This window comes from Paenibacillus sp. JT22N1 (genome assembly GCF_059692155.1).
Map to the genome: position 1 here is coordinate 55,939 of NZ_JCAUAW010000021.1, position 12,656 is coordinate 68,594.

Annotated in this window: 13 protein-coding genes; 11 read left to right on the top strand and 2 right to left on the bottom strand. The window is 44.0% G+C overall.

Going from position 1 to position 12,656, the window contains the following annotated elements; translation table 11 throughout:
* Positions 1–21: 21 nt before the first annotated feature.
* Entirely contained in the window at positions 22–801 is a 780-nt protein-coding gene (locus AC58UU_RS31350; RefSeq protein ID WP_497321407.1) for a helix-turn-helix domain-containing protein, read from the bottom strand.
* Between the two features lie 151 nt (positions 802–952).
* On the opposite strand from AC58UU_RS31350, the gene AC58UU_RS31355 reads away from it, so the two are divergent.
* The 11 genes from AC58UU_RS31355 to AC58UU_RS31405 all read left to right on the top strand — a co-directional run bounded on the left by AC58UU_RS31355 (position 953) and on the right by AC58UU_RS31405 (position 12,268).
* A complete protein-coding gene (locus tag AC58UU_RS31355) occupies positions 953–1,726 on the top strand; it encodes a phytanoyl-CoA dioxygenase family protein (protein WP_497321409.1) in 774 nt (257 codons plus the stop codon).
* A gap of 83 nt (positions 1,727–1,809) precedes the next feature.
* A complete protein-coding gene (locus tag AC58UU_RS31360; protein ID WP_497321410.1) occupies positions 1,810–2,559 on the top strand; it encodes a LamG domain-containing protein in 750 nt (249 codons plus the stop codon).
* 291 nt (positions 2,560–2,850) lie between these two features.
* Positions 2,851–3,633, top strand: coding sequence for an amino acid ABC transporter substrate-binding protein (locus AC58UU_RS31365; RefSeq protein WP_497321412.1), 783 nt, complete (start codon positions 2,851–2,853; stop codon positions 3,631–3,633).
* Between the two features lie 12 nt (positions 3,634–3,645).
* The gene (locus AC58UU_RS31370; RefSeq protein WP_497321413.1) at positions 3,646–4,326 is read left to right on the top strand and encodes an amino acid ABC transporter permease; all 681 of its coding nucleotides are present in this window, start codon (positions 3,646–3,648) and stop codon (positions 4,324–4,326) included.
* A 12-nt stretch (positions 4,327–4,338) separates the two neighbouring features.
* Entirely contained in the window at positions 4,339–5,091 is a 753-nt protein-coding gene (locus AC58UU_RS31375) for an amino acid ABC transporter ATP-binding protein (protein WP_497321414.1), read from the top strand.
* A gap of 111 nt (positions 5,092–5,202) precedes the next feature.
* Entirely contained in the window at positions 5,203–6,843 is a 1,641-nt protein-coding gene (locus tag AC58UU_RS31380) for a sensor domain-containing protein (RefSeq protein ID WP_497321415.1), read from the top strand.
* A 107-nt stretch (positions 6,844–6,950) separates the two neighbouring features.
* The gene (locus tag AC58UU_RS31385) at positions 6,951–7,919 is read left to right on the top strand and encodes a quinone oxidoreductase family protein (RefSeq protein WP_497321416.1); all 969 of its coding nucleotides are present in this window, start codon (positions 6,951–6,953) and stop codon (positions 7,917–7,919) included.
* Positions 7,920–8,047: 128 nt separating this feature from the next.
* Entirely contained in the window at positions 8,048–9,292 is a 1,245-nt protein-coding gene (locus AC58UU_RS31390; protein WP_497321417.1) for an MDR family MFS transporter, read from the top strand.
* A gap of 117 nt (positions 9,293–9,409) precedes the next feature.
* Complete coding sequence (locus tag AC58UU_RS31395; protein WP_497321472.1) at positions 9,410–10,468, top strand: Gfo/Idh/MocA family protein; 1,059 nt, start codon at positions 9,410–9,412, stop codon at positions 10,466–10,468.
* 29 nt (positions 10,469–10,497) lie between these two features.
* Complete coding sequence (locus tag AC58UU_RS31400) at positions 10,498–11,358, top strand: sugar phosphate isomerase/epimerase family protein (RefSeq protein WP_497321418.1); 861 nt, start codon at positions 10,498–10,500, stop codon at positions 11,356–11,358.
* A 40-nt stretch (positions 11,359–11,398) separates the two neighbouring features.
* Positions 11,399–12,268, top strand: coding sequence for a sugar phosphate isomerase/epimerase family protein (locus tag AC58UU_RS31405; RefSeq protein WP_497321419.1), 870 nt, complete (start codon positions 11,399–11,401; stop codon positions 12,266–12,268).
* Positions 12,269–12,511: 243 nt separating this feature from the next.
* On the opposite strand, the gene AC58UU_RS31410 is transcribed toward AC58UU_RS31405, so the two are convergent.
* Complete coding sequence (locus AC58UU_RS31410; protein WP_497321421.1) at positions 12,512–12,634, bottom strand: hypothetical protein; 123 nt, start codon at positions 12,632–12,634, stop codon at positions 12,512–12,514.
* Positions 12,635–12,656: the final 22 nt, after the last annotated feature.

The window sequence follows — 12,656 nt, forward strand, 5'->3', positions numbered from 1 at the left end:
CTAACGATCAACGGCCCTTTTTCATACACGGAATGTCCTTCGATAAGCGGAAGGGCTTATTTGCATTTGCTGCGAAAAGACACGGCTGAAGTAGAAGGCATTCTGAAAACCGCACTGCTCAGCAATGGCATCGAGTGTGTCTGGCGTTTCGGCCAGCAGCAAGCGTGCTCGGGATATTCGAACCTTTGTTGCATACCGAATTGGTGACATACCGTACGCGGCTTGAAAACGCCGAGTAAGCTGAGATGCGCCAATACCAAGTGTGACAGCTAGCCCCTGCAAGGACAATTCATGTTCGAAAGCCTGCAGTTCTATATAAGCAGCCGCTTGATTCATTAAGGGATCAGAAGTACCGGATCGGTTACGCTGCGCTGTGAGCTGCTCCCGATTTGCCATGAAAAGCAGGTCTTCAATGAGATGATGAACGACCTCCCACTGATGATCGCCATGATCTACTTCTTCCTGCCATTCTTGCAAATATTGAAAGGTGGAGCTGAGCCTACCGACATCCTTGATTCGGATTTTACCTGGCAGCGTCCAACTGCTATCTAAAGTGAATTCAGCGAAATGAAAAGAGATCGGTTCAAGAGCAAGACGCCTGAACGTTTGGCCGGGTTGGCAAAAAACAAGCTCCCCGAATTCAGCAATCCTCTCACCTTGTTCACCGCCCTCTAAAGTGAAGGAGAATCGACCCGATTGGGCAGCGAGCATACCCCAGCTTTCATAAGTGTCTTCAGATAAAGAAAACTGCTCTCTTTGTTTACCAAAATAATACCGCTTAATTTGGAGCTTTCCAATCATGTACTCACCCTCCCGTTCCATGCAAAAAAGTATATGAATTAGTATAACCTAGTGCATGGATTAAGGGAATACATGGCTGTAATATAAGGTTATAAGAAAGTCAATCACACAACGTGAGAGGCAAAAAAACAAATGAGAGGTGGAGATTTCCATGAGAAAGAAATCTTTGAGTATTTTAACAGAAGAGCAGCTTCAAACGTATAACGAGCAGGGGTACTTGGTACTGCGGGGCGTATTTACAGAACATGAAGCGAAAGTCATCCAAACGGAATGCGATCAATTGCTTACATTAGGCGATTATACTGATAAGTTTAACATTCGTGCTGGTCACAAAGTCTACGCGGATGGCCGAGTTGCGATCGAACGTCTGGACCCGGTTCATGACATTTCCGCAGTGTTTGCTGATTTAGTAGAGGATGAGCGCATTTTATCACCGCTGCGTGATATTTATTTGGACGAACCGCTACTTTTCAAGGATAAACTCATCTTTAAGCTCCCAGGCGCGAATGGCTACTCGATGCATCAAGATGCATCTTGGTGGCAAGGCTTCCCCATTGAAGGTCTGATCTCTGTGATGGTGGCAATTGATGGAGCGACAATGGCAAACGGAGGCTTGGAATTGTTCCCAGGCTATCATGAAAGATTGCGTTCCACGCCGGGTGAGCTGCGCAACATGAATGCGGAAGAAATTGCTGAGATTGATCCCCAAAAAGGTGTTATCGTAGAAACAAATCCAGGTGATGTGATCATCTTCCATTCATTTACACCTCATCAAAGCGGGGCCAACTTGTCCGACGTAAGCCGCAAACAGTTGTATTTGACGTACACGCCTAGTAAGAATGGAAATCTATATAAAGCGCATTACCAACACTACCAACGCTATAATTTAAAAGGTAGAGACACATCCAGCTTTTATTTTCTGTAGGTAAATATAAAAGATCTGCCTTTGATGGTAGATCTCTTTCATCCCACCTGCATGAATACATGTTGTAATCGGAGGCGGTTCGAATGGCGAGTAAATCTGCATTGATTCTTCAGCAGGACTCTCTCTTATCCTTCTGGGACTTTCAAGAAGCTGAGGGCCAGTCTCGAATGGCAAAAGGGCCTTTTCCTTATGTTTTGGATGAAATGTCTGGACCGATTAAAAGAGTTGAGGACGGCGTGTTAGGGACCTATGCGGCAAAATTAGAATACGGCCAATGGTTCAACTTGCCCCGTAAAGATTGCCCAGCACTTGATTTCAACGGACCAGAAGCAAAGCTGACCATCTTCGCTTGGCTAAAACGCGAAAACAGAGAAAACAGGCAGTGCGAAGCGATTGCCGGCATGTGGAACGAAACAGAGAAGAAGCGTCAATATGCCATGTTTCTTAATCTGAGGATATGGGATAGTGGCGATCAAGTGGGAGGCCATGTCTCCGTTGAAGGTGGTCCGACACAGGGATACCCGTGGTGCATGACAACGGCGATAGGAGCAACACCGCTGGTTAAGGATAAGTGGTACGCAGTTGCGTTCACGTATGATGGCACCTACGCCAAGGTGTATGTGGACGGCGTGCTGGACGAGAGGGAAACCTACAACCCTTACTTATATGAAAAAGGTCTGTTCGATGGGGGACTTACGGGTGCTGACTTCACCGTGGGTGGTGTTAATCGTTCCGGGGAGATGGGCAATTTCTATGCCGGATTATTGGGTGGACTTGCTGTATTTAATGAAGCATTATCCGACGAAGAGATTCGTGGGTTATCGATAAAATAATAAGTCGTAGAAGACGGGGGATATGGCCGTCTTTTTTTTACATTATAACTTCTCAGAATACTGTGCAGCGCGTCCGTGCTGGGTAAGCTCGGAAAACGCGCTTAACCGTGCTTCCCCGAACAAATAGGCGCGAAAACCGCGCTTACAGCGAGAGCTCCCCGAGCGTATATTAAAAATCTTTTCAAATTCAGACTGCACATTTTCTCACACTACATTTTTTTCTTAAAATTCCTTCACATGGGGAATAATACCTTTAACTCAAAAAGGGTTATTTCACAGGGGGTTATAAGGATGAAAAAATTACTCGCAACAACAGCAGTTACTGCATTGCTCCTAACTTCGATAGGTTGTAGTTCGACTAAGCCTAACGCAACACCGTCAGCATCTTCGCCGAGTAAGGCCGAAATTACGATCGGCACAGAAGGGACTTATGCACCTTTCACTTTTCATGATAAGGCTGGCAAGCTTACGGGATTTGATGTTGAGACGGCAGAAGAGGTATGTAAAAGGATTGGCATGACGCCGCGTTTTGTTGAAACCAAGTGGGATGGCATGATTGCCGGACTCGATGCGAAGCGGTATGACATGGTGGCTAACGAAGTGGCTGTACGCCCGGATCGATTGGAGAAGTATGATATGTCGACGCCTTATATTGTTTCACGCGCAGTTCTTGTGGTGAAAGCGGATAATACGAATATTAAAACGTTAGATGACCTTAAAGGCAAGAAGGTTGGACAATCCCTCGATAGTAATTATCGGAAGATAGCGGAAGAGCACGGTGCGGTAAATACAGTTGTGGAGGGTTTTAATCAGGCGATTGATCTTCTGACTTCGGGCAGGATCGATGCGACGCTTAACGATAGTTTGTCCTATTTGGATTTGAAAAAGCAGCGTCCCGAACTCCCGATCAAAACGGTTTATGAGGAGCCGTCCGCAACGAGCAACGCCTTTTTATTCCGCAAAGGAAGCACGGATTTAGTTAGTAAAGTAAATAAAGCTCTGGCAGACATGAAATCGGACGGTACATTGGTTCAAATTTCACAAAAATGGTTCAATGCCGACGTAACGAAGTAAGGACCTACCCTAATGACAAATGAACGTCTTGAGCGAATTATAGGGATCCTGTCCGATTCGTTCCTTCCTATTATAAAGGCGGGGCTTGCGTATACAGTTCCGCTTACTTTAATCACTTTTACACTGGGACTTAGCTTAGCGTTCATCACGGCGCTTGCTCGATTATCGGATTTTGCCATACTACGAGTGATAGCGAGATTCTATGTTTGGGTTTTCCGCGGCACGCCATTGCTTGTCCAGTTGTTTATTCTTTTTTATGGTTTTCCAAGTTTGGGAATAACGCTGGATCCTTTTCCAACAGCCATTATCGGGTTTACGTTAAACAAAGGAGCTTATAGCTCCGAGATCATTCGTGCCGCGATATTGTCGATTCCCAAAGGCCAAATTGAGGCAGCTTATTCGATCAATATGACGAAATGGCAGGCAATGAGGCGCATCATTTTACCCCAGGCTGTGCGAGTCGCTATTCCACCATTAGGAAATTCCTTCATAAGTTTAATCAAAGACACATCTTTGGCCGCCACGATTACGGTTACGGAAATGTTTCAGAAAGGGCAGCAGATTGCGGCTGTTACTTATGAGCCATTATGGCTTTATATCGAGGTAGCCTTCGTTTATTTACTTTTCAGTACCGTTCTTTCCTATTTCCAGTCCAAGCTTGAGATCCACTATGAACGTAATATTGCCAAGTAAGGGGGGCCCAGCATGATTAGAATGGAAGGTATACATAAATATTTTCATGACCGTCACGTCTTGAACCATATTGATTTGGATGTTGAAAAAGGGAGCACGACCGTTGTTATCGGACCTTCCGGTTCCGGCAAAACGACCCTATTAAGATGTCTTAAATTATTGGACTTTCCAGATCAGGGGACCCTCTCAATTGCCAAAGCGAGTATGACATTTTCAGGTGAAGTCAAATTGAATAAGACTGACATCCGTTCCATCCGTAAACACACGGGTATGGTATTCCAAAACTATAACTTATTTCCCCATTTAACCGTCTTGCAAAATATTATGGAAGGCCCTGTTATTGTCCTTAAACAATCCTCGAAAACAGCTAAGGATAAGGCTATATCCATCTTAGAAAAGGTTGGACTTCGTGATCGTGCCGATCATTATCCTCATCAGCTGTCTGGTGGACAACAACAAAGGGTAGGAATTGCTAGGGCAATGGCGATGAATCCTGAGGTACTGTTATTCGATGAACCAACGTCCGCACTTGACCCAGAATTGGTAGGCGAAGTGCTAAAGGTAATGAAGGATCTTGCTTTCGAAGGAATGACGATGGTCATTGTGACACATGAGATGGGCTTTGCCAAAGAAGTGGCGGACCAAGTTGTCTTTATGGATCAAGGCGCGATTGTTGAGAGAGGAACGCCAGCCGACATTTTTGACGTATCAACGAATGAGCGGACCTTGCAATTTTTAAGAAAAGTGAATCGGAAAACAGATTAAGATGGATTGATATCCTCGTTGGAAGGAAAATGAAGCTTTCTGTCGAATGCTATATTCCAGTCAACTTAGAGACAGTTATAAGGTTGTTGTGAGTATAGAGGAGTCGTTTATATGATAAATCCTGCGAATAGATTACTTGATGTTAAGACACTCCAAAGCATGATGGATAATATGGAAGACTCGATTTACATCATGAGTGTTGATGGATCTGATATCAAATACTATTATGTAAATCATGCTGCTACGAAATTCAGTGGAATAACGATGGATGCTGTCGGTCTAACTTTTTTTGATACAAACACGAGCCAGATGGCGAACTATTTACATAAGAAATATACGAGAGTGGTTACAGAACGACGTACCATTAAGTACGAGGATGGCGTTGTGCTGCCCAACGGTAAGTTAAACGGAGAAAGTTTACTTACGCCTATTTTCAATGAAAGCGGTGACATGGAGTACATCGTCACTGTTACTCGTGATATTACCGAGCGTAAACAACACGAAAATTTGCTTTATCATTACGCCTATCATGACGATCTTAGCAAGCTTTATAATCGAAGATTCCTGCTTGAGCATGTGCACAATCCAGCGAACATTTATTTGCTTGATTTGGACTATTTCAAAAATATTAATGATATTTTCGGACATGATGTAGGTGATATCGTGCTCGTAGAGGTCGCTAATCGTCTTGTTGAGAAATTTGGTAAGGATTATATACTTATAAGATTAGGTGGAGATGAATTTGTCGTCGTAGCAATGGGGCAACTTGGACCAGCTGAGGAAACTGCAGACCAGATTAATCAACTTTTTGTGGCTCCCTTTACGGTAAACGATCATCCAATGAAGTTAAGTGTAAGTATTGGTGTGGCTCAAAGTGTGAATAGTGAAACCATCCAAACCCTTTTGAAGCAAGCGGATATTGCCTTGTATAAGGCCAAAGGGGCGGGAAGAAAGAGATTTCATATTTTCGAAGCTTCATCTAAATACGACCATGTTGAGAATTTCATTCATGAGCTTGCGCTCTCTAGTGCGGTTGAGAAAGAAGAATTGCATTTGCATTATCAGCTTATTTACAATCCGGTCCGGGAGGAATTCATTGGAGCAGAAGCTCTGCTTAGATGGAACTCCGCCAACATGGGAATGATCCAACCCAGTGACTTTATTCCGATCGCCGAAGAAACGGGATTGATTATTCCGATTGGATACTGGGTCATCAGGCAAGCTTGTAAGGATTGGCATCTTTTAAAAGCAGAATATGGTCCTCAATTTAAAATTTCGGTCAACATTTCAAGGGTTCAACTAAACGAACATCTTTTCGTTGATCAAATGCTTCAAATATTAGAAGATGAGCATGTAGATCCACGTGTAGTGGAATTAGAAATAACGGAAAGCACAACGATTCACTCCATGGAAGATGTCCAACAAACGCTGCGTAGATTGCGTGCTGAAGGATTTACCATTGCTTTAGATGATTTCGGAACCGGCTATTCCTCTTTAAGCATGTTAACCTTACTGCCGATAGATAAGTTAAAGATTGATAGGTCTTTCATTTGGGAAATGAATGTCTCTCTAATTTCAGCGATTTTAGCCATGGCCCATGCACTGAACCTGCAAGTAATCGCAGAAGGCATCGAGACGTATGAACAATATAGGATGTTAAAAGAAATGAATTGTTGGGGAGTTCAAGGTTATTATATCAACAAGCCTGCCCAATTTGCCTTATTACCCAAACAGGTGGTTGTTACAAAGTAGATGAGAGTTCAACGTCCAGTGTACGCGCTGTGATGTTGATCTTTTTTTGCTTTACATGAGGAATATGATACAATTTTTTAGCAAGATTAGCCTGTTGGAGGTAGTCCATGAAAGCACTAATTTTTGAGCAGTTTGGTGGGCCAGAGGTCCTACAATATGTGGACATCCCTGAGCCCATCTTAGAACCAGGACATATCCTAGTGAAAACGGAAGCCATTGGCTTAAATTTCGCCGACATATATAGGAGACGAGGCAACTATCATCTGGCTGGGAAACCACCCTTCATTCTAGGATACGAGGGCGCCGGCATTGTTGAGCGAGTAGCTTCGAATGTGCACCGAATCAAGGTCGGAGATCGAATTGCCTTCGTGGATGTTCCTTTTGCCAATGCGGAATTGGTTGCTGTGCCTATAGATCGAGCTATACCTTTGCCTGTGGATATCACGTTCGAACACGCCGCGGGTATTTTGCTTCAGGGTATGACGGCGCATTATCTGGTGAATGACAGCTGTCGTGTAAAATCGGGCGACGAAATCGTCGTACATGCCGCAGCAGGTGGCGTTGGACAGATTTTGACGCAGCTATGTAAAAGTAAAGGCGCACGAGTCATCGGTTTGACCTCTTCCGATGCCAAAAGGGAAATCGCCTTAAAGGCTGGTGCAGATGAAGTTCTAAGTTACGACAGCGATTGGGTAAATGGGGTCAAGATTTGGTCCAGCGACCATCAGGGCGTAGATGCTGTTTACGATTCAGTTGGGTCCACGTTAATGGATAGTTTCGCTGCTGCCAAAACGAAGGGGACGGTCATTTTCTATGGCATGGCTGGAGGAGATCCACCTTCTATTGACCCACGAATGCTCATGGTTACATCAAAGACGCTGACGGGAGGCGACTTGTGGAACCATGTGACCACCTTGCAGAATCGAATCGAGCGTTCAAACGAACTATTTGATGCGCTGCGGCGAGGGACTATTCAAATAGAGAGCCTTACATGCTTTCCTTTGAGGGAGGGCGCGGAAGCCCACAGACTCTTAGAGAGCAGGAAAAGCACAGGGAAAATCTTATTAATCCCTTAACATGGGGAAAAGGCGGCACAATGCGGTATCTACCGTATTGTGCCGCCTTTTTGGGTTATAAAACAGCAATAATATACCCAAGCCTACATAAAGAAAGTCCATATACAATCCTTGCTGGATCATGTATCTTGTTAAAATTGACACATAGCATCGTACAAGGAAATGAGGAAATGCTCATGTTATCAGCTATGAATAGGCTAACAGCTATTAAACTTCCTTTTTGGGTTATGTTTATGAATACATTCAGTATGGCGGTTGGGTTTTATATGATGATTCCGCTGCTTGCTTCGTATTTACTGCATGATCTATTGCTTACTGTCACGATGGTTGGCGTCATATCGGCTATCCGCAGCTTCAGTCAACAAGGGTTGTCCGTTTTCTGCGGCACATTGGCCGACAGATTTGGGTATAAGCGAATGATATTGATTGGTTTGTTTATCCGTTCTTTCGGTTTCGGACTATTCGGATTCGTGGATCATATCCCGGGTTTAATCCTAGCATGCTTCTTCTCGGGTTTAGGCGCAGCTTTATTTCAACCAGCCAGTTATGCTTATTACGCAGCGCTTTCTACATCTGAAAATCGGATTACGGTTTACTCGATACGTGAAATGTTAAGTAATCTTGGATTTGTGGTGGGTCCGATACTGGGCGCCTTTTTAATGGGTTTTCATTTTCAATATGTCAGTATAACGGCTACGCTGATTTTTGTGTTCTCGTTCTTGTTAAGTCTTTTCTTTTTGCCACAGATTAAAACTGAACAAACAAAAGCCGATTACGAAGGTATGTTACCACAGCTGAAAAAAGTGCTGCAGAACCGCAGCTTTCTACGATTCATGGTGTTTACGATGATATCCTGGTCGCTCGTAGCACAACTATACATTGCCGTTCCATTTCGAGTGAATCAGATTGCTGCAGGAGCCAATATCGGGTTTATTTATAGCTGCGGAGCCATTGTGATGGTACTATTGCAGGTTCCTTTTTCTAAATTAAGTCAGACTAAAATGCAGCCCTTTGGCGTGTTATCAGTAGGTACGTTACTCATTTCGGCGGGGCTGTTTACAATTGGGATGTCGGGCTCGATGTTGGGGATTTATGCAGGGGTCATTTCATTGATGCTCGGGCAAGTGTTTTGGCAGCCAATGATGAATACAATGGTGTCTGAATTCGCTGGGGCAGGAAGTATAGCCAGTTATTTTGGCTTTAATAGTTTTGCTTTATCCATCGGCGCTATGATTGGTAATGTTGGCGGTGGTTATTTGTACGACTTGGGGAGCATGCTCGGTTGGGGTGCTCTACCTTGGTATAGCTTCTTTATAGTTGGGCTAGTTAATATTTGGTTTATGCTCAAGGAACACAGGTCATCTTCAAAATGAAAGCCTTTTTTTGACCATATAATCCATGGATATGCTCATCCTATGCATTCTACCTCAGCTAAAATCATGCTATCCTGATTGCATATGACACGAAGGAGGCAAGTATTTACAATGAGCATAAACAAAATGAAAATTGGTGTAATCGGAGCAGGATCAATATCCGATATGCACTTTGAGTCCTATGTGAAGCAAGCAGACGCAGAATTGGTTGCCGTATGTGATTTGAATCGTCAAAGAGCAGAGGATAAAGCCGCCAAGTATAATGTTGAGCATATTTACACCGATTATCGGGAGCTTCTGGCCAATTCAGAGGTGGATGCTGTAAGTATTTGTACATGGAATAATACACATGCTGAGATCAGCATTGCAGCTTTGCGTGCTGGCAAGCATGTTCTTGTAGAGAAACCACTTTGCAAAACAGTGGAAGAAGCTGAGCGCATTCAAGAGGCCGTTCGTGAAACGGGGAAAATTTTGCAGGTCGGTTTTGTACGAAGATATGATACCAATGCTCAGCTCGTAAAGCGCTTTATCGATAATGGCGATTTGGGAGAATTGTACTATGCCAAAGCATCGTGTCTACGTCGATTAGGTAATCCAGGAGGCTGGTTTGCTGACTCGGAACGATCTGGCGGTGGACCTTTAATCGATATTGGTGTACATGTGATTGACTTATGCTGGTACTTAATGGGGAGACCGAAGCCTGTATCTGTCAGTGGTCATACGTATAACAAGCTTGGGAATCGGGCGAATGTACGCAATCTTTCCTTTTATAAAGCTGCCGATTATAATGTTGATTTGAATACGGTTGAAGATATGGCTAATGCTTTAATTCGGTTTGAAAATGGGGCATCCCTCATGGTTGATGTTAGCTTTACTCTTCATGCCAAAAAGGATGAAATCGCGGTCAAGTTGTACGGAGATAAGGGCGGAGTGGAATTGGAGCCTGAGCTTGTCCTCGTCACTGAAATGCTGGATACCATTTTAAATGTAGCGCCGCAGACAGATAGCATATCTATTAATATAACTGAAGCTTTTAATCAGGAGATCAGTCATTTTCTAACTTGTTGTCGAACTGGGAATTCACCGATTAGTCCTGTAGAAGATGGGCTTACTATGATGAAAATCCTTTGTGGTATTTATGAATCAGCTGCCAAAGGTCAGGAAATCAGATTATAGCAACTAGGAACAGAAATGGAGGAACGAATATGAAAGTTGGCGTTAGTACGTATAGTTTATTTCAAGCTCTGAAGTCTGGAGAAATGGACATTTTTGGTGTTATTGACTGGATTGCTGATCAGGGTGGCGAACATGTTGAGATTGTACCCCTTGGCTATGATTTAACTGGTAATTTGGAGCTTGCAGATGAGATTCGCCTAAAGGCTCAGTCACGGGGTATCGAAATATCTAATTATGCGATTGGGGCAAACTTTCTAACAGATTCTCAAGAGGCCTATGAACAGGAAATTAAACGGGTCAAAGGGGAAGTTGATCTCGCTGCAAGGCTTGGTGTACAAAGAATGCGCCATGATGTCGCACAAAGTGAAGATCGTTCTATCGGAAACTTTAACAAAGAGCTTGAACGTATGGCGGAAGCCTGCCGACAAATTGCTGACTATGCTTCGCAATATGGCATCATAACGAGCGTTGAGAATCACGGATACTTTGTACAGCATAGTGACCGCGTTCAAACGTTGATTCAAACCGTAGACCGTCCCAATTTCCGAACTACACTTGATGTGGGCAATTTCATGTGTGTAGATGAAGATCCCGTTGCTGCGGTGAAAAATAATCTGCCCTTCGCTTCGATGGTCCATGTGAAAGATTTTTACCTTCGTCCTTCATATCAAAATCCAGGCAAGGGTTGGTTTCAGACCCTGCAAGGCAATCATTTGCGCGGTGCTATTGTGGGCCATGGTGATATTGATATGAAAGAAGTATTGCGCGTTATTAAAAGCTCCGGCTATGACGGATTCATTTCCTTGGAATTCGAAGGCATGGAGGAATGCAAAATGGGTACGATGATTGGGTTGCAAAATATTAGAAGACTATGGGAAGATGTGGAATAGGCAATAAAATTCAACGATACGAAAGGTGTGTTGATGAAATATGGGGAATCCGATTGGCATAATGGTTGATAGTCTGCGTCTAGGTTTGCGAGATGGTTTGAAGAAAGCCAAAGAGCTCGGTGCAGATGGAGTACAAATATATGCAGTTTCAGGTGAGATGGACCCAGCGAACTTATCACCTCAAGCGCGTAAGGAATTGAAAGCTTACATCGAGTCATTAGGGCTTAACATCTCTGCTTTATGTGGGGATTTGGGCGGTCATGGCTTCCAAGATCAGTCGGTGAATGCAGACAAAATTGAGAAATCAAAGCGTATTCTCGACCTTGCGGTTGAGCTGGGTACTAAGGTCGTAACCACTCACATCGGTGTCGTGCCTGAGCAGGCCAATGGTCCTATCTATGAAACGATGCTGCATGCGTGTGAGGAATTAGGCGTGTATGCAAGCAGCTTAGGCGCTTATTTTGCCGTGGAAACCGGTCCAGAAACAGCTGTTCACTTGAAAAGCTTTCTAGATTCGTTGTCCACCAAAGGCGTTTCTGTTAACTTTGATCCAGCGAATATGGTGATGGTGACTGGCGATGATCCTGTCCAAGGGGTTATCACGCTGAAGGATTATATTGTCCACACGCACGTGAAGGATGGTATCCGACTGCGTCAGGCAGACCCTCGTGAAGTCTACGGTTCACTGGGTTATCAACCGATGAGTCACGAGCTTATCGCCGAGGCAGCGACATCAGGACCCTATTATCGAGAACTCGCGTTAGGTGAAGGTCATGTCGATTTCGATCGCTACTTTCAAGCGCTACGTGACATTGGATACATGGGCTATTTGACCATTGAGCGTGAAGTTGGGGAAAAACCTGAGGTAGACATTGCCAACGCGATTGCGTTTATTAGGAAATATCAGTAAATCAATGGATATTATCTGAAAATTATCAGGAAATCATCAGAAATGAAAAGAACTTCGCAATTTTTGCGGGTTCTTTTTTTTACATATAATTATATGTTTTGAGTGGGGCTGTCTCAAAAGTCATATTTGAAAATTCAGCTCCCGCTTTGTGAATGTCGCAGTCTACCAGCTGCTCCATTGGATTAATCCAATGGAAGTATGAATTTCGGTCTGAATACCGGTCTGTAAGCGTGGTTTTCGCGCTTATTTGTTTGGGCGCTCCTGAATAAGCGCGTTTTCCGCGCTTATTTGGAACGAACGTGCAGGATGGTCTGCTGAGAAGTCGATTTTCGGCTTCTCAGACTCTGTCGGCGAGCTTCTGCTCACAAAGCTCTCGCTGTAAGCGCGG

Excerpts from the sequence above, each read along its gene's own strand:
- AC58UU_RS31405 (WP_497321419.1), top strand. The coding sequence starts at position 11,399 with ATGGGGAATCCGATTGGCATAATGGTTGATAGTCTGCGTCTAGGTTTG.
- AC58UU_RS31365 (WP_497321412.1), top strand. The coding sequence starts at position 2,851 with ATGAAAAAATTACTCGCAACAACAGCAGTTACTGCATTGCTCCTAACT.
- AC58UU_RS31350 (WP_497321407.1), bottom strand. The coding sequence starts at position 801 with ATGATTGGAAAGCTCCAAATTAAGCGGTATTATTTTGGTAAACAAAGA.
- AC58UU_RS31375 (WP_497321414.1), top strand. The coding sequence starts at position 4,339 with ATGATTAGAATGGAAGGTATACATAAATATTTTCATGACCGTCACGTC.
- AC58UU_RS31355 (WP_497321409.1), top strand. The coding sequence starts at position 953 with ATGAGAAAGAAATCTTTGAGTATTTTAACAGAAGAGCAGCTTCAAACG.
- AC58UU_RS31360 (WP_497321410.1), top strand. The coding sequence starts at position 1,810 with ATGGCGAGTAAATCTGCATTGATTCTTCAGCAGGACTCTCTCTTATCC.
- AC58UU_RS31380 (WP_497321415.1), top strand. The coding sequence starts at position 5,203 with ATGATAAATCCTGCGAATAGATTACTTGATGTTAAGACACTCCAAAGC.
- AC58UU_RS31370 (WP_497321413.1), top strand. The coding sequence starts at position 3,646 with ATGACAAATGAACGTCTTGAGCGAATTATAGGGATCCTGTCCGATTCG.
- AC58UU_RS31385 (WP_497321416.1), top strand. The coding sequence starts at position 6,951 with ATGAAAGCACTAATTTTTGAGCAGTTTGGTGGGCCAGAGGTCCTACAA.
- AC58UU_RS31400 (WP_497321418.1), top strand. The coding sequence starts at position 10,498 with ATGAAAGTTGGCGTTAGTACGTATAGTTTATTTCAAGCTCTGAAGTCT.